The organism is Ruegeria sp. BHSB064 (assembly GCF_059613205.1).
In genome coordinates this window covers 19,934-34,691 of record NZ_JBXWSB010000039.1, presented here as the reverse complement: position 1 = coordinate 34,691, position 14,758 = coordinate 19,934, and the positions used below count along the sequence as shown (strand labels likewise).

Here is a 14,758-nt window from a genome sequence, read left to right as displayed (position 1 = left end):
CCCAACCCGGCTGTCGGGTGTGTTGTTGTGCGCGAAGGCCGCATTGTCGGGCGTGGCTGGACACAGCCCGGAGGACGTCCTCATGCCGAGACCGAGGCGTTGGCCCAAGCCGGACACGCCGCGCGTGGCGCGACAGCTTACGTGACGCTGGAGCCCTGCGCCCATCACGGAAAAACACCACCCTGCGCCGAGGCTTTGATCGCAGCAGGCGTATCTCGTGTCGTGGCCGCCGTTGAGGACAGCGATCCACGCGTGGCCGGACAGGGCTTTGCAATGCTGCGCGCGGCAGGAATTGAGGTTGAAACCGGCATTCTGGCGGAACAGGCAGAACGGGATCTGGAAGGCTTTTTCTTAAAGACCGAACAGGGCAGGCCATTTGTCACCCTTAAACTGGCCAGCAGTTTTGACGGACGGATTGCAACCTCGACCGGGCACAGTCAGTGGATTACCGGGCCACGGGCGCGCCGCGTCGTGCACGCATTGCGCGCCCGCCACGATGCGGTGATGGTCGGGGCAGGAACAGCGCGTGCCGACGATCCTTCGCTAACGGTGCGGGATCTGGGTATCGCGCATCAGCCCGTGCGCGTGGTGGTATCGCGCCACATGGACATATCATTGATGGGGCAGTTGGCGCGCACAGCTTCGAAAACGCCGGTCTGGCTTTGCCATGCGCATCACCCCGATGCCGAGCGTGCGCGCGCTTGGGAGGGACTTGGCGCTAAGCTCATCCCGTGCGCCTTGAAAGATCACCATATCGACGCGCTGGATCTGCTTCAGCAATTGGGGCAGGCCGGTCTGACAAGTGTGTTCTGCGAGGGCGGAGCGGCACTTGCAGCTTCGCTTCTGGCCGAGGATTTGGTGGATGAATTGGTTGGCTTTACAGCTGGTTTGACAATCGGGGCCGACGGGCTTTCATCCGTCGGAACCTTAGGGTTTGAAACACTTGAGGCCGCACCGCGGTTCGAACTTATCGAAACGCAGGTTGTGGGGGGCGATATCCTGCACCGTTGGCGAAAACCTCCTGTGTAGGATTAGCGCCAAAAATGAGCATGCGTTGCGAACGCACCCTGAAGTTTTGAAAGCAAACGATTGACCGGTCCGGTCGCGGCGGCGTTTCCTTGTGCAAGACGCTCGACCACGACTTCGACAGGGCAGGGTTGACCGGTGACAGGATCGAAATAGCGGGGATAATCGATCAGCGAGGCGTGGACCAAACCCAACAGTGACGGTCTTGCGCCCCGGCGGACGGGAACGACTCCAAGGTCTGTGGTCATGCCCCACCCGGCATAGAAAGGTGCACCAAGGGTTGTAACCTTTACCCCGCGCATCAAAGCTTCGAATCCCAAAAGCGAGGTCATTGTCCAAACTTCCTGAACTTGGGTCAGCAACGCAGCGGGATCCGTGTGGGTTGCGACAACATCAGCGAAACCCGTTGCGTCAATCTTGCCTTCACGCAATCCGGCCTCGACGTCAGGATGTGGCTTGTAGATCAGGATGGCGTTTGGGTTGGCGTCCCGAGCAGCCTGCAACAAATCCATATTGCTGCGCACTGTGCCTGTGCCCAACAGGATCGAAGCATCATCCTCGACCTGTCCGGGAATCAGGATGCGGTGCCCTTCAGGCAAGGCAGGGGCGGGTAGGCCCGTGTTGTACTTGCTCAATCCTTCAGCCAATAACCGCTCTATCAAGCGTTCAGCACGCAACTCCTGATCTGGGCGCAGCGTTTCGCGCAGGCCGATCAGGTCCTCCAACCGGCTGGGTTTCGTGGGGTCGTAATAGATGCCGGTATCGTCCGTAACCAATGACAGTGGAGGTACAAGCTCCGCCCCCAATCCGCGCGACCTGAGGAACCCGTCTTCAACCCGCACCGCTCCTTCGGTGTTTCTTGCCTGACTGGCCCAGACCATATGTGGGCGATCTGAGTGTTCTGGCTGCGTGGATGTGAACCTCAGCTTTCCGTGCCGCCCAAAAATCTGCTGCAAATGCTTGCGTTTCCACAGACGCATACCAGAGGCGGTCCAGCCTTTTCGATCCTGCCGCCAAGCGCGGGTTTGCGCCTCAAGCGTGTCCAGCACCATCTCCAGATCGCAGGTTTCGTCCCGATAGGGATCGTACCACGTGGGGTACAGCAGCATGGCCGCTGCAAAAAGTTGCGCGCGGGTCAAGTTGCGCTGGCGGCGCGCCACCGGATTTTCGTCTTGCGTAAGGCCCCAACCGGCATAGAAAGGTTGACCAAACACGCGCGGTTTGTGTCCGGCCAGGATGGCTTCGAACCCCAGTTGTGAAGACACGGTGTAAACCGCAACAGCACCTTCCAGCAGGGCCCAGGGGCTGATCGGCGCGTTGAACAGCGAGATCCGCTCCGAAAGATCCTGATCGGTGAAATGCCCTTGGCGATGACCGGCCTGTGTTTCCGGGTGTGTCTTGATCAGTATGCGTGCGCCGGGGTTCTCTTCTTGCGCGACAAACAGCATTTCAAGGAATCGAGCCCGGTCCGCGCCGCTGGCGGTGACCGCAGCGTCTCCCACCGTTTGATCAACGACCAGAACATAACCGGGATCCGGTGGAGCCTTGTCCAGATCAAATGCGGAATACTTGCTGAGGTGCAGTTCTTTGATCCGTTCGATTGCTGCGCGCGCGCGATTCAGCAGAGCGGTGTTGTCCAGCGGGTCGTTGATCAGAATCTTCTCAAGATCCGACGGGTGTGACGCATCGAAATGCAGGCCCGAGCTGTCCAGAAGAAGACCCAGCGGCGGTTCGCCTTCGCGTCCGGGATGCAGTGATCTAAGCAGCGCATCTTCGACGCGCAGAACCGGAACTTCGTGCTTTTCGGCGACCCTCAAGCCCCGATGAGCCGTGGGGCTGTTGCCCCAGACGCCCACGCAATCTTCGCTTTGGGGGATGCCGAAACGAATATCATAGCCAACCAGAGACAGTATTCTCTTGAGACGTTTTTGCGTGAAAAAACCGCCGTTATAGACAAACAACCGGATGCGACTGGCCCCGGTTGCGCTGTCCGTGTCAGGTATCATCCATCAATTGCCAGTCAGCGTGGCAACATTCGCAATTGGCGTCAGGCCACCTGCAATAAGCGAGATCGATTTGCTCCACTGTGCGTAGGGCGCTTCGGTCACGTAGATCGTGTCATCGTCTCGGATAACGAAGTCACGCGCAATGAACAGACCATTGGGCGCGGTCAGGTTCAGCAGGTAGATCATGCGCTGATCGCCTTTCAGATCTGCGCGACCGGTCACACTGCGCGCCACGCCTTCGCTTTCCTTTCGCAGGATGAAAATCCCGGTCGGGTCAGAGGACAGTGTCAGCAGACCGCCCACCTGGGCAAGGGCCTCGAGCGCTGACAGGTCCTGGCTTTCAAATGCCACACGGGACTGGCCGCCCGTGGCGCCGAGGGCGATGTAAGACCTGCTGTCTTCTTCCACGAGGATCCTGTCACCACCGCGCAACGCCACATCCAGCTTGGGGTTCCGGTACAAATCTTCGTACCAGACAGTGCCCTTTTGACCACCTCGGATCAGAGTCACCAGTGCAATGTCAGACGCAACAGAGACGCCACCCGCCTGAGACAGCATGCCCAGCAAGGACCTTGTCGGCCGCTCGATTGGGTAGATGCCCGGTGCCGCGACCGTACCGGTCAGCGAGACAGTGGATCCGTCGCCAGCAGCGCGTCGTACTTCGACCTGTGGGTCTGGCGTTTGTTCCTGCAGTTTGTTTGTGATCAGAACACGCAGTTGTTCCGGTGTGTTTCCGGCAGCCCGCAAACGACCTGCATAGGGGACAAAGATGAAACCCTCGCTGTCGACCTGTACCTCGTCCAACGCCGTTGCTGCACCCGTTTCGCTGGACAGAAGGCCATCATCGACGTTTTCCCAGATGGTCAGGCTAAGGACGTCGCCGGGGCGAACGGTATCAGCCGTCAACGTCTGGGCGCTGCTAAACGACGAGGAAAAGCCGTATTGCGGGACCGAGGACGTGGCACGGGTTACCCGGTCATCGACCTCGACAACAAATGCATTGCCACCGTTTTGAACGGCTCCGGCCAGAATTTCGGTTTTGTTTGGTCCGGATTTCGGAAGCTGGCACGCCGCCAGAAGGCCGATTGCGGCCACAAGGGAAACCCCCCGCATCCAACGCATAGGAGAGATGTTCACTGCCGAATATCCTCAGTCTTTTTTACTTGGGCGCACCCTAGCTGGTCAGGCGCTCAACTTCCAGTCACAGAGCGACCGTTTCCTTCAACGATTTTCAACTGTGGCGTCAGCGCCGCGCTCTTGTTGAGGATCGATTGATAGGGGTCACTGGCCGTCAGCATCATATCCGCGGCACGTCGCAAAACCTGCCGTCGGCCACGCCGCGAATAGAATCCGCCGGGGATCTGACTGGTCTCCAGAAGGAACTGCCGGTAACAGCGATAGGCATCGCCGTCCGGGTGCTTGGGGGCCGCGAAAAAAGCGGCGATGGGCTGCTGCGACACAAATTCCGGCTTCTCGTAAACCGACCGCCCGAAGGTCCGCAGCGGAATGCCACGCCACAGCACCTGCTGACCTGCTGTTGAGTTTACAGTGACGGCCGAGTTCGCCTCATCCAGAAGCTTGGCAAGCTTACCGCCGGGCACATAGTGAATTCTGTCCCGGATGCCATTTCTTCTGGCGCTTTCCATCGCGTGACGGCGCAATGGTTCACGGTGGTTCTCTAGCGGGTGTTCTTTGATGACCAGCCTGTGATGGGCTGGCGCGCCCTGCGCGAAGCCTTCGATCACGTGATCGAGAAATTCGCACATACCAGAATAGCCGGAGTGTGCCTGGACTGAGCTGTCATGTCCCAACTGTAGCAGGGCAAGGTGATAGGGATAACCACCCCATCTGACCTGAGCCGTTGCAACGCTACGCCGTAGGCGGTGAAAAGGCATCAAAATCAGTCGTTTGAAGTAAAGTCTGAACTCTTGCGATACGGGCAATTCCCTATGTCGGCGGAAGTTTTTGTATCGTCCGTTCCGAAACATTACGAACCAATGATAGAGGGCGCCGTAGAAGATATGCTGCCGCATATCCCCCCAATGTGAGGGCGGCGGAGGCGATTTGCTGTCGGCGTCTTCCAAGGCCTGCTGCATTTGCTCGGCATCCAAAGACATGAGCCGAGAGTTCCCGTTTGACCCGTTGCGCTCATAAGTGACCCACCATGGGCGCAGATAGCCTTCTTCGAACACATGAACGATCACGCCGCGCGCCTTCGCAATTTGGACAGCCTGAGCGTGAACCGGACGCGTATCCCCATACAGGACGATATCGGTAATGCCCTTGTCCTGAACGATCCGGCAAAGGGCATCAGGCCAATTTTCTGGTCTTTCAAGAAACGGTAAATAACTTGCCTTTTCGAACCAGAACGCCTGATCACCGGCATTGAACCCAACGCGCCAGACCTGAGCCCCCGTCGCGCGCAGCATTTTTCCCAGTGCCGAGAAAAACGGCCCATGTGGTCCCTGCAGAAACAGGAATACGCGATCTTTTGGATCTAAGGGCGTATGCTGCATGTGGACTGCTCGTTTGGTTTTATTGTCGAAACTATGCCCGTTTGGGCAAGGCGCGGCAAGGCAGGGCTTGCTCGCACGGTCTGATAGGCTTACCTCGGCGGTGAGAGACACGTACAGCGTAGGGATTGAGGGTTAACGGAATGTTTACAGGGATCGTTACCGACATGGGCACCGTCACCGAATTGGAGCAGAAGGGAGACCTGCGCGCCCGGATCAAAACAGCCTATGACACGTCTGGTATTGATATCGGGGCTTCGATTGCCAGTGATGGCGTGTGCCTGACCGTGATTGCGCTGGGGGATGATTGGTATGACGTTCAGATCAGCGCTGAAACGGTGTCGAAAACCAATCTTGATACGTGGACAATCGGCAAACGCGTCAATCTTGAACGTGCGCTGAAGGTCGGCGACGAGTTGGGTGGCCATATCGTGTCCGGTCACGTAGATGGCGTGGCCGAAGTGGTTGCCGTCGAAGACGAAGGTGACAGCACCCGGGTGACCCTGCGTGCGCCCAAGGATCTGGCGCGGTTTATTGCCCCAAAGGGATCGGTCGCGCTGAACGGAACCTCTCTGACGGTCAACGATGTGAGTGACTGCGATTTTGGTATCAACTTCATTCCGCACACCAAAGAGGTGACCACCTGGGGCGACGTTCATGTAGGCGATCGCGTCAACCTTGAGATCGATACGCTGGCCCGTTACGTCGCGCGTTTGGCCGAGATGTCCTGATACGTCGCGTCGCGCCCGACCTGCGCCGTTTGCAGGCTGGTCTTTGGGGCCTGAGTGGTCTATTCCGCCGTGCAAACATGCCATCTGAAAGGCTGCCCCATGAGCTTTGAAACCCCCGGTCCAGTTGAGGCCCAGCTGCGTGACGCGATCAGCCCGATCGAAGACATCATCGAAGAGGCGCGTGCTGGCCGAATGTATATTCTGGTCGATCATGAAGATCGTGAAAACGAGGGTGATCTGGTCATTGCCGCTGAATTCGCCGATGCCGAAGCAATCAACTTCATGGCGACCCATGGGCGCGGCCTGATCTGTCTGCCTATGACGGCCGAGCGCGTGGATGCGCTGGGCCTGCCGATGATGGCCGTCAACAACTCGTCCCGACACGAGACGGCCTTCACGGTGTCGATTGAAGCACGTGAAGGTGTGTCCACAGGAATTTCCGCCGCTGACCGTGCACTGACCGTGGCGACCGCGATCAATGAGCAGAACACGATGGCGCATATCGCAACCCCGGGCCACATCTTTCCATTGCGGGCCAAGAGGGGTGGGGTGCTGGTACGCGCGGGCCATACAGAGGCCGCAGTGGATATCTCGCGTCTGGCAGGGCTGAACCCTTCGGGCGTGATCTGCGAGATCATGAATCCCGACGGTACAATGGCGCGTCTGCCTGATCTGGTTGAATTCGCGCAAAAGCACAACATGAAGATCGGCACGATCAGCGACCTGATCAGCTATCGTTCGCGCAATGACAACCTGGTGGTGGAAACTTCGCGTCAGACCGTCACGTCTGAGTACGGCGGCGAATGGGAAATGCGGATTTTCACCGACCAGACCCATGGTATTGAGCATGTCGTCATGATCAAAGGCGACATCACCACGCCCGAGCCGGTTCTGACCCGCACCCATGCCTTGCATGAAGCGCCGGATATTTTGGGCCTTGGACCGAAGTCTTCGCGCGAGCTTCCCCGTGCGATGGAAAAAATTGCCGAAGAAGGCAGGGGCGTTGTTTGCCTGTTCCGGCAACCGCGCAATTCGCTCTATGCCGCCGACGATGATGGCCCTCGAACCATTAAGCAAACCGGTTTGGGAGCACAGATCCTGTCCAAAATGGGCCTTCAGGAACTGGTGTTGCTGACCGACTCGCCGAAGACCGTTTATTTAGGGCTCGATGCGTTTGGCCTGTCCATCGTTGGCACTCGCTCAATCTTGAAGGAAGACTGATCATGGCTGAACAAGACAAGCATGGCATCCTGCCGACGCCCAGTTTCGACAAGCCTGTAAAACTGTTGATCGTGGCGGCCCCGTTCTATCGTGCGATTGCCGACAACCTGATCGCCGGAGCCAAGGCCGAGATCGAAGCAGCCGGTGGCACCTGCGAGGTGGTTGAAGTTCCGGGCGCGCTGGAGATCCCCACCGCTATTGCTATGGCCGACCGTCAGTGCAATTTCGACGGCTATGTCGCGCTGGGCTGCGTCATTCGCGGTGAGACCACGCATTATGAGACCGTCTGCAACGACTCGAGCCGCGCCATTCAACTGATGGGCCTGCAAGGCCTCTGCATTGGCAATGGTGTCCTGACAGTCGAGAATGACGAACAGGCCGAAGTGCGAGCCGACCCCAAAAAGATGAATAAAGGTGGCGGCGCGGCTGCTGCGGCCTTGCATCTGATCGCACTCAGCCGTAAGTGGGGCTCTTCCAAAAAGGGCGTTGGTTTCAAGCCGCCGTCCGAGTCCATCCTTGTGGCGGGCGACAACAACGGACCCACGACAGCATGACCCAGACAGACGCGCCAAAACCGGCCAACCAGAAACGCCTGATGAAATCCGCCGCCCGGCTTTATGCTGTGCAGGCGCTGTTCCAGATGGAGCAGTCCGGGCAGACGACCGAACAGGTTGTGACCGAGTTTCTGGATCACCGTTTTGGCGCCGTCTACGAGGGCGAAGAAATGCTGGATGGCGATATCAGCGTTTTCCGATCGCTGGTCGACAATGCTGTGAACTATCAGGCACCGATCGATCAGATGACCGACCGCGCTCTGGTTGCCAAATGGCCGATTGCGCGCATTGACCCGACATTGCGCGCCTTGTTCCGCGCGGCTGGGGCAGAGCTGACCCAAAGCGACACACCTCCCAAGGTGGTCATCACCGAATTCGTTGACGTGGCGCGTGCCTTCTTCCCCGAAGGTAAAGAGCCCAAATTCGTCAACGCCGTTCTGGATCACATGGCGCGCGAAGCTCAGCCCGAGGCGTTCTGACGCCTTTACCACCGCCCTCCAAGCGCTAGACTTCTGATATCAGCGCAAGGAGAGATGCGATGCCGAAACTGATCCGTCTGTATATCACGCAAGTCGCTTGGGGTTTTGTCATCTCGGCGGTGTTTGTCGGGGTTCTGTTGGCGCTGAACGTGGCGAATCTGCGCCACCTGATCACGGGTTCCGAAATTGGCCTGATCGCGCTGGTCATGATCTGGTTCATGAACGGAATCGTCTTTGCCGGGGTGCAATTTGCCTACAAGATTATGAGCATGGCCGAAAAACCCGGTGGCCCGCGTCGCGGATCGCCTGTCGTCCACAGCTTCAAGCCCGCGCTTGCCAAGCAGGAAGCCCGCGCAGAGCTCTGAAATTCAGGGAAAAATGTGGCGGGACCACCAAGCAACCGTGCGGTGTGATTCCCGAGGACCTGTATGTACAGGTGGGCGCCAGGTAATCAGGCCAGGACCTGAACAGAGCCAGCCCCCTCGGAATTGCTTAAGGCCACCAGAATGCTACCTGTCACAAGAAGGGTAGAACCCGCCACGCGTTTAACTAGGGCGTCTGACAGGTTCGTACAAGGGGTCAGGCGTCAACAGTTTCGTGCAATGCCTCGCGCATCTTGCCAAAGTGTTCGTCCCACCCTTTGTCCAAGGCCAGGATCAGCCCGAAGGCGTCGGTGCCCTGCGGCAAGCCTTCGTGCAGCAGATCAAGACGCGTTCCACCGGCCACAGGTTCCAAGGTCCATTTCACGGTGCTTATAGCATCGCCCATGGGTTTCACTGTGAATGTGTATTCAAGATATTTGGGAGGTTTAGCGACGCGAACCTCACCCCAGATCAACAAGTCTCCACTGGTGGTGCCAAACATCTCAAGCCTCTGACCTTCGACCAAAGGTCGTTCCGGTTTGTGAAACCATTCTGCCAAATGGTCAGGGTCTGTAAGATAAGCCCAAACAGTTTCCGGTTCGGCCCTTAGGAATATTGATTTCTTCAATACAGAATCGGTCATTTTGGTTTCCTTTCAAAAGCTTCCTTGAGAGAGTTGAGGCGGTCGTCCCAGAACTGATCAAAGTATCTGAGCCAATCCAGAACAGGGGCCATCCCAAGTGGTTCAAGTCGATTAACGCGTTCCCGACCGCGTACTTCGACCGAGATCAAGCCACCGTCAGACAGAACGGTCAGGTGTTTCTTGACCGCAGCTCGGGTCATGTCGAACCGGTCGGTCAATTGCCCGATTGTCATGTCCTGTGCAGCAAGCAGTTGCACGATGTCTCTGCGGGTTGGGTCAGCCAGCGCACGAAACGCGTTTTGAGTTTGGTTTTCCATAAGCACCCTCAAATGAGATACCATTTGGTATCATATTGATGCAGTACCAAAAGGTATCATGTCAAGTGTGAAGGGTGCTTTACTTTTGTTCGCTAATTGTTCACATTTGAGGAATGGTTTTGGATTTGCAGCCTGGACAGAAACTGGCGCGGGGCGTCGCGCGACACCTTGCAGCGCATGGTTTTGTATCTGTTGAGGAATTTGTCCCGGCACGCGGCTTGCGCGTCGATGTGATGGGGCTGGGCCCCAAGGGTGAGCTTTGGGTGATCGAATGCAAATCCAGCCGGGCCGATTACCAATCGGATTCAAAGTGGCAGGGCTATTTGGAGTGGTGTGATCGGTTTTTCTGGGCCGTCGATACTGATTTTCCGGTTGAACTGCTGCCCGCAGAAACCGGTTTGATCATCGCCGACGCGTATGACGCGGAAATTGTGCGCATGTCGCCCGAAGACAAATTGGCCCCGGCACGACGCAAGAAAATGATTCAGAAGTTTGCAACAGACGCGGCACGCCGTCTACACGCGCTGCGCGATCCACGATTGTAGTGTCAGCCTTTTACGGCCAGAGCGGCCTGTGCAGCTGCGCGGATCTCATCCGCGATTTCTTCGGCTTCCTCCGGCTCGAAATCCATCGGTATTTCCACACCGTCTGCTTCGATGAACAGGCGCACCATACCCTGATCGGTTGGGCCGATTTGCAGATTTGCCTGAATGTCGCGTTCGGTATTGATGCCCATCTGTGCCTCCGAGACTGAGCGTTCCTGCTAGCGCGCGCAGGGTTGAGAATCAAGTCACCTTTGCAGTCAGATAAGACATGGATGACGTTGTACTCAGAACCTTTCAGCCCGATGACGCTGCATGGCTGGTCGAACAGCACGGCAGGCTCTATGCGCGTGATGAAGGGTTTGACGACAGTTTCGCGCCTTTGGTGGCCCGTATCCTTGACGAGTTCATCGCATCCCACGATGCCACCCGCGAAAAGGGGTGGATTGCAGAGCGGGGCGGACAACGGCTGGGCAGTATTTTTTGTGTAGGTCTGGATCAGCACACCGCAAAACTGCGCTTATTTCTGCTTGTCCCCGATGCGCGCGGTCGTGGCGTGGGCAAACGGCTGCTGGAAGCCTGTACAGGCTTTGCAAGGGACGCCGGGTATCAGGAAATGGTTCTGTGGACCCACGAAAGCCACAGGGCGGCATGTGCGCTTTATAAGGCGTTTGGGTGGGAACTGACAGACAGCAAACCGGTGCATTCCTTTGGGGTCGATCTTGTCGAACAAAGCTGGAAATTTCGGCTTTAATCCTCTTGCATTCCCCGGGCGCGTTCGGTAAATCGCCCCTCACGAGTGCCGCCTTAGCTCAGTTGGTTAGAGCGCTGGATTGTGGATCCAGAGGTCCCCTGTTCAAGCCAGGGAGGCGGTACCACTTCTCTCAAAATTGCTCGTTTGTCGCGCAACTGCACGCGTCGCGCCATTGGAATGGCTTGGAAAGTTGACGCGATGCGCGCGCTGAAGATCAGCGCGCGAGGTTCAGTTTGAAACGCATTTTGGTCTGTCTGGCGACTGGAAGATGTCGGTTCAAGCGCTTGTTGATCATGCCAAAACCCCAGACGATCACCAGTGTCAGAACGATAAAGTAGAACGCCAGAATCGGATAGGGAATGAACGGGTTGAAGGTCTTGTCGGCAAAGTAGCTGGCATAGTACAGCGCGTCTCCGCGTTGTTGCCAGGCCGGGAAGGCCGAGAAGAAAACCAGCGTTGTGGCGTGGAACAGAAAGATCGCCTCGTTCGTATAAGCTGGCCATGCCAGGCGCAGCATAGTGGGCCAGACTATCCGGCGGAAACGGGCCCAACCGGTCATGCCATAAGCATCAGCAGCTTCGATGTCGCCTTTGGGAATGGATCTGAGCGCCCCATAGAAAATCTCGCCCGAATAGGCAGCGGTGTTCAGGAAGAGCACGATCAGCGCCCCCAGCCAGGCCGAGGTGAAGGCGTCAAACATCGGGTAGGATTTCTTCAGCGACAGGAAGAAGAAGTAGGCAAAGAAGAACTGGATAAACAAGGGCGAGCCGCGGAACAGGAAGATGAACCATTCCGAAGGCTTGCGCAGCCACTTGTTCGTCGATGCTTTGCCGACAGCCAGAGCGGTGGCCAGAAAGAACCCGGTCGCCAGCGCCATGATCCCGAAATAAACGTTCCAGATCATACCTGACCCGATCAGCGTAAACTGCTCGCACAGGGTGAAATCGTTCTTGGGCAGCAGGCGTTCGCCAATGCCAAGAGAACGGAGGCCATAGTCCTGAATGGTCTGCAAGCAGCTCATGCCGTGGTCTCCTTGCGTAGCAGCTCACCGCCCGAGGTCGCCTGCCCATGCGATAGTCTGCGCATCAGTTTTTCCAATCCAATCTCGGAAACACGGGTCATGCCCAGATAGAAGACGAGCAGGAACAGGAAGTACCACATCCGCCAGTCCCCATGCGGATACTGGGTGAATCTGGAGGTTTTGGTGCCGCCAAGCTCGCGCGCCCAATAGACGATATCCTCGATCCCCAGCAGGAACAGAAGCGGTGTCGCTTTGATCAGCACCATCCACAGGTTCGACAGGCCGGGCAGGGCATAGACCCACATCTGCGGCACAAGGATGCGCCAGAAGGTCTGACGGCGGGTCATGCCATACGCTTCGGCCGTTTCAAGTTGCGCGTGCGGTACGGCCCGCATGCCGCCAAACAGAACGTTTGCGGCAAAGGCTCCGAAAACGATTGAGAAAGTGATGATGGCCAGAAAGAACCCATAAGTTTCATGAACCCATTCCGGAGCAGTCCCCAATGGCAGCTTTGCCGCTTGGCAAACAATGAAGTCATTGCCCTGCCGTATCGGGTCGGTCCATTCGGGGCATAGGATTTTATGCCGCGTCCATTCGAACGCCTGATCCAGGGCAATGACAAAGAACAGGAAGAACGCGATGTCAGGGACGCCACGCACAATGGCGATGTACCCTTTGCCCAGCCAGCTTAGAGGTGGAAAATGCGACCGGGCTGCCATTGCACCCATAAAGCCAAACGCCAACGCAACAGGCGCGGTCACGGCCAGCAATCCCAACACTTTGAGGAAAGACAGGTAGAAGGACCAGTGGACACCGTTGGTCAGGTAACAGGAAAACCAACGGAATGTTCCGAGCGTGTCTGGATCAGCGCAAAAGGAAAACATGTAGCGTCTTTCAAACGGCGTGCCCGTTGTGTTGACGGGCGAGGTTCGGCGCGACAGACGCGCCGAACCGCTTGATGCTGATTAGTTTGTAACGACTGAACCGTCAGCGTTGTAGGTCGGAACGCCTTCGCCGAACCATTTGACGATCAGTTCGTTCAGCGAACCGTCTGCTTTCATTGACGTGATTGCTTCGTCAAACTTGCCACGCAGTTCGCCATCCGATTCACGGATGCCCAGGCCGATGCCGCCACCCAGAGGCACATCATCGCCTACGAACACCAGCTCACCGCCCGATTCTTCGACGATCGGCACCAGGAAGTCCTTGTCGGCAAAGACAGCGTCGGCTTCACCGTTACGCACGGCTGCGATGGTTTCTTCCGGGGTTGCGAATTCGACCAAAGTCGCGCCGGATTCGGCTACGTGACCGGCCTGAATGGTTGCGGTTTGCGCGGCAACGATACCGCTGGCAACATCAACGCCTTCCGCCGCACCGACATAGGCCGAAGCCGCAGGCGGGAAGTAGTTCTGGGTGAAATCGATGACTTCATCGCGTTCGTCGGTGATCGACATGCCCGCGATGATGGTGTCGTAGTTGCCCGACACCAGGTTCGGAATGATCGAATCCCAGTCGTTCTTGACCCACTCACACTCCAGGTTTGCGCGCTTGCACAGCTCGTCGCCGACCTCACGCTCGAAACCGTCGATCTCGCCAGCATCGTTGATGAAGTTATACGGAGGGTAGGCGCCCTCGGTGCCCATGCGGACGGTGTCGGCCATGGCGATACCGGCAGTCAGCGCCAGTGCTGCGGTGGACAGAATCAGGTTTTTCATTGGTTACTCCCCAGTTTGGTTCTGTATTTGAAGTTAAGCCGCCTGAGTGGCGGAGAGAAAGCCCCGAAGCCGTTCGGATTCGGGTGACGTAAAGATATCTTCGGGCGTGCCTTCTTCCTCGATCAGGCCCTGGTGCAGAAACACCACGTGGCTTGAGATGTCGGCGGCCATTTTCATGTCGTGGGTCACAATGATCATGGTGCGCCCTTCGGCGGCCAGATCCTTAATCACTTTGATGACTTCTTGTTCCAATTCCGGGTCCAGTGCCGAGGTTGGTTCGTCAAACAGCAGCGCTTCGGGTTCCATACACAGGCCTCGCGCAATGGCGGCACGTTGTTGCTGACCACCGGACAATTGGGCCGGGTAGACATCGCATTTGTCACCGATGCCCACCTTGTCCAGGTACTTTCGTGCGCTGTCTTCCACTTCGGCCCTGTCACGGCCCAAAACGGTCACGGGGGCCTCCATCACGTTTTGCAGGATGGTCATATGTGCCCACAGATTGAACTGCTGAAACACCATCGACAGATTGGTGCGAATGCGCATGACCTGCTTGGGGTCCGCCGGACGGCGTGCATGGCCTTCACCGGACCATTTGACCGGTTCACCCTTGAAAAGAATTTCGCCTTGCTGACTGTCTTCCAAAAGGTTGCAGCAGCGCAGCAGCGTCGATTTTCCGGAACCTGAAGAGCCGATCAGCGAGACCACGTCGCCCCGATGAGCCGTAATATCCACCCCTTTCAAAACCTCGAGATTGCCGAAGCTTTTGTGAAGGTTTTTGATTTCGATGACGGGAGCGGTTTCTGTCACGGGCAGTCCAGTGTTTGGTGGTGTTGGTGCGGTACTAGGACCGAAAAAAAAGGTCAATGCAATG

At 57.3% G+C, this 14,758-nt stretch carries 18 protein-coding genes and 1 tRNA gene; 9 read left to right on the top strand and 10 right to left on the bottom strand.

Features of this window, described 5'->3' with window-relative positions; all coding sequences use genetic code 11:
- Positions 1 to 1,029: bifunctional diaminohydroxyphosphoribosylaminopyrimidine deaminase/5-amino-6-(5-phosphoribosylamino)uracil reductase RibD (gene ribD / locus AC2FNU_RS11555; RefSeq protein ID WP_496788186.1), on the top strand; the 1,029-nt coding region annotated here is incomplete at its 5' end.
- Between the two features lie 2 nt (positions 1,030 to 1,031).
- Here the strand turns inward: ribD and AC2FNU_RS11550 are convergent.
- The 3 genes from AC2FNU_RS11550 to AC2FNU_RS11540 are packed head-to-tail and all read right to left on the bottom strand — an operon-like array spanning position 1,032 to position 5,548.
- Positions 1,032 to 3,032: a capsule polysaccharide biogenesis protein gene (locus tag AC2FNU_RS11550; RefSeq protein WP_496788185.1), complete on the bottom strand. Its 2,001-nt coding sequence runs from the start codon at positions 3,030 to 3,032 to the stop codon at positions 1,032 to 1,034.
- 3 nt (positions 3,033 to 3,035) lie between these two features.
- Positions 3,036 to 4,169: a polysaccharide biosynthesis/export family protein gene (locus tag AC2FNU_RS11545; protein ID WP_496788184.1), complete on the bottom strand. Its 1,134-nt coding sequence runs from the start codon at positions 4,167 to 4,169 to the stop codon at positions 3,036 to 3,038.
- A 53-nt stretch (positions 4,170 to 4,222) separates the two neighbouring features.
- Positions 4,223 to 5,548 (bottom strand): capsule polysaccharide biogenesis protein, encoded by a 1,326-nt coding sequence (locus AC2FNU_RS11540; RefSeq protein WP_496788183.1) that lies wholly within the window; start codon positions 5,546 to 5,548, stop codon positions 4,223 to 4,225.
- 140 nt (positions 5,549 to 5,688) lie between these two features.
- Here AC2FNU_RS11540 and AC2FNU_RS11535 point away from each other — a divergent pair, with 140 nt between their 5' ends.
- The 5 genes from AC2FNU_RS11535 to AC2FNU_RS11515 all read left to right on the top strand — a co-directional run bounded on the left by AC2FNU_RS11535 (position 5,689) and on the right by AC2FNU_RS11515 (position 8,895).
- Entirely contained in the window at positions 5,689 to 6,276 is a 588-nt protein-coding gene (locus tag AC2FNU_RS11535; protein WP_480798664.1) for a riboflavin synthase, read from the top strand.
- Between the two features lie 99 nt (positions 6,277 to 6,375).
- Positions 6,376 to 7,497 (top strand): 3,4-dihydroxy-2-butanone-4-phosphate synthase, encoded by a 1,122-nt coding sequence (ribB, locus tag AC2FNU_RS11530; protein ID WP_496788182.1) that lies wholly within the window; start codon positions 6,376 to 6,378, stop codon positions 7,495 to 7,497.
- Between the two features lie 2 nt (positions 7,498 to 7,499).
- Positions 7,500 to 8,051, top strand: a complete 552-nt coding sequence (locus AC2FNU_RS11525) for a 6,7-dimethyl-8-ribityllumazine synthase (RefSeq protein ID WP_496788181.1) — start codon at positions 7,500 to 7,502, stop codon at positions 8,049 to 8,051.
- Positions 8,048 to 8,530, top strand: coding sequence for a transcription antitermination factor NusB (gene nusB / locus AC2FNU_RS11520; RefSeq protein WP_496788180.1), 483 nt, complete (start codon positions 8,048 to 8,050; stop codon positions 8,528 to 8,530). Before AC2FNU_RS11525 ends, nusB begins: the two co-directional genes overlap by 4 nt.
- A 59-nt stretch (positions 8,531 to 8,589) precedes the next feature.
- Complete coding sequence (locus AC2FNU_RS11515) at positions 8,590 to 8,895, top strand: hypothetical protein (RefSeq protein ID WP_496788179.1); 306 nt, start codon at positions 8,590 to 8,592, stop codon at positions 8,893 to 8,895.
- 214 nt (positions 8,896 to 9,109) lie between these two features.
- Here AC2FNU_RS11515 and AC2FNU_RS11510 read toward each other — a convergent pair whose 3' ends face one another.
- Together AC2FNU_RS11510 and AC2FNU_RS11505 are read right to left on the bottom strand one after the other, a co-directional pair.
- Entirely contained in the window at positions 9,110 to 9,535 is a 426-nt protein-coding gene (locus AC2FNU_RS11510) for an SRPBCC family protein (RefSeq protein ID WP_496788178.1), read from the bottom strand.
- The gene (locus AC2FNU_RS11505) at positions 9,532 to 9,852 is read right to left on the bottom strand and encodes an ArsR/SmtB family transcription factor (protein ID WP_496788177.1); all 321 of its coding nucleotides are present in this window, start codon (positions 9,850 to 9,852) and stop codon (positions 9,532 to 9,534) included. The genes AC2FNU_RS11510 and AC2FNU_RS11505 overlap by 4 nt, the downstream gene beginning before the upstream one ends.
- 113 nt (positions 9,853 to 9,965) lie before the next feature.
- Between AC2FNU_RS11505 and AC2FNU_RS11500 the strand changes: the two genes are divergently transcribed.
- On the top strand, positions 9,966 to 10,397 hold the full coding sequence (locus tag AC2FNU_RS11500) for an MmcB family DNA repair protein (protein ID WP_496788176.1): 432 nt from the start codon (positions 9,966 to 9,968) through the stop codon (positions 10,395 to 10,397).
- Positions 10,398 to 10,399: 2 nt separating this feature from the next.
- Here AC2FNU_RS11500 and AC2FNU_RS11495 read toward each other — a convergent pair whose 3' ends face one another.
- On the bottom strand, positions 10,400 to 10,588 hold the full coding sequence (locus AC2FNU_RS11495; RefSeq protein ID WP_480798671.1) for a DUF6324 family protein: 189 nt from the start codon (positions 10,586 to 10,588) through the stop codon (positions 10,400 to 10,402).
- A gap of 77 nt (positions 10,589 to 10,665) precedes the next feature.
- Between AC2FNU_RS11495 and AC2FNU_RS11490 the strand changes: the two genes are divergently transcribed.
- Positions 10,666 to 11,148, top strand: coding sequence for a GNAT family N-acetyltransferase (locus AC2FNU_RS11490; protein WP_496788175.1), 483 nt, complete (start codon positions 10,666 to 10,668; stop codon positions 11,146 to 11,148).
- Between the two features lie 47 nt (positions 11,149 to 11,195).
- Positions 11,196 to 11,272: transfer RNA gene (locus tag AC2FNU_RS11485), tRNA-His, on the top strand.
- 90 nt (positions 11,273 to 11,362) lie between these two features.
- Here the strand turns inward: AC2FNU_RS11485 and AC2FNU_RS11480 are convergent.
- The 4 genes from AC2FNU_RS11480 to AC2FNU_RS11465 form a co-directional block, all read right to left on the bottom strand.
- Positions 11,363 to 12,169: an ABC transporter permease gene (locus AC2FNU_RS11480; RefSeq protein ID WP_496788174.1), complete on the bottom strand. Its 807-nt coding sequence runs from the start codon at positions 12,167 to 12,169 to the stop codon at positions 11,363 to 11,365.
- Complete coding sequence (locus tag AC2FNU_RS11475) at positions 12,166 to 13,053, bottom strand: ABC transporter permease (RefSeq protein WP_496788173.1); 888 nt, start codon at positions 13,051 to 13,053, stop codon at positions 12,166 to 12,168. Before AC2FNU_RS11475 ends, AC2FNU_RS11480 begins: the two co-directional genes overlap by 4 nt.
- 81 nt (positions 13,054 to 13,134) lie before the next feature.
- Positions 13,135 to 13,884 (bottom strand): transporter substrate-binding domain-containing protein, encoded by a 750-nt coding sequence (locus AC2FNU_RS11470; protein ID WP_496788172.1) that lies wholly within the window; start codon positions 13,882 to 13,884, stop codon positions 13,135 to 13,137.
- Between the two features lie 33 nt (positions 13,885 to 13,917).
- The gene (locus AC2FNU_RS11465; RefSeq protein ID WP_496788171.1) at positions 13,918 to 14,694 is read right to left on the bottom strand and encodes an ABC transporter ATP-binding protein; all 777 of its coding nucleotides are present in this window, start codon (positions 14,692 to 14,694) and stop codon (positions 13,918 to 13,920) included.
- Positions 14,695 to 14,758: the final 64 nt, after the last annotated feature.

What these genes read in the sequence shown, in the direction of transcription:
- AC2FNU_RS11550 (WP_496788185.1), bottom strand. Translation starts at nt 3,032, where the DNA reads ATGATACCTGACACGGACAGCGCAACCGGGGCCAGTCGCATCCGGTTG.
- AC2FNU_RS11540 (WP_496788183.1), bottom strand. Translation starts at nt 5,548, where the DNA reads ATGCAGCATACGCCCTTAGATCCAAAAGATCGCGTATTCCTGTTTCTG.
- AC2FNU_RS11535 (WP_480798664.1), top strand. Translation starts at nt 5,689, where the DNA reads ATGTTTACAGGGATCGTTACCGACATGGGCACCGTCACCGAATTGGAG.
- ribB (WP_496788182.1), top strand. Translation starts at nt 6,376, where the DNA reads ATGAGCTTTGAAACCCCCGGTCCAGTTGAGGCCCAGCTGCGTGACGCG.
- AC2FNU_RS11525 (WP_496788181.1), top strand. Translation starts at nt 7,500, where the DNA reads ATGGCTGAACAAGACAAGCATGGCATCCTGCCGACGCCCAGTTTCGAC.
- nusB (WP_496788180.1), top strand. Translation starts at nt 8,048, where the DNA reads ATGACCCAGACAGACGCGCCAAAACCGGCCAACCAGAAACGCCTGATG.
- AC2FNU_RS11515 (WP_496788179.1), top strand. Translation starts at nt 8,590, where the DNA reads ATGCCGAAACTGATCCGTCTGTATATCACGCAAGTCGCTTGGGGTTTT.
- AC2FNU_RS11510 (WP_496788178.1), bottom strand. Translation starts at nt 9,535, where the DNA reads ATGACCGATTCTGTATTGAAGAAATCAATATTCCTAAGGGCCGAACCG.
- AC2FNU_RS11505 (WP_496788177.1), bottom strand. Translation starts at nt 9,852, where the DNA reads ATGGAAAACCAAACTCAAAACGCGTTTCGTGCGCTGGCTGACCCAACC.
- AC2FNU_RS11500 (WP_496788176.1), top strand. Translation starts at nt 9,966, where the DNA reads ATGGTTTTGGATTTGCAGCCTGGACAGAAACTGGCGCGGGGCGTCGCG.
- AC2FNU_RS11495 (WP_480798671.1), bottom strand. Translation starts at nt 10,588, where the DNA reads ATGGGCATCAATACCGAACGCGACATTCAGGCAAATCTGCAAATCGGC.
- AC2FNU_RS11490 (WP_496788175.1), top strand. Translation starts at nt 10,666, where the DNA reads ATGGATGACGTTGTACTCAGAACCTTTCAGCCCGATGACGCTGCATGG.
- AC2FNU_RS11480 (WP_496788174.1), bottom strand. Translation starts at nt 12,169, where the DNA reads ATGAGCTGCTTGCAGACCATTCAGGACTATGGCCTCCGTTCTCTTGGC.
- AC2FNU_RS11475 (WP_496788173.1), bottom strand. Translation starts at nt 13,053, where the DNA reads ATGTTTTCCTTTTGCGCTGATCCAGACACGCTCGGAACATTCCGTTGG.
- AC2FNU_RS11470 (WP_496788172.1), bottom strand. Translation starts at nt 13,884, where the DNA reads ATGAAAAACCTGATTCTGTCCACCGCAGCACTGGCGCTGACTGCCGGT.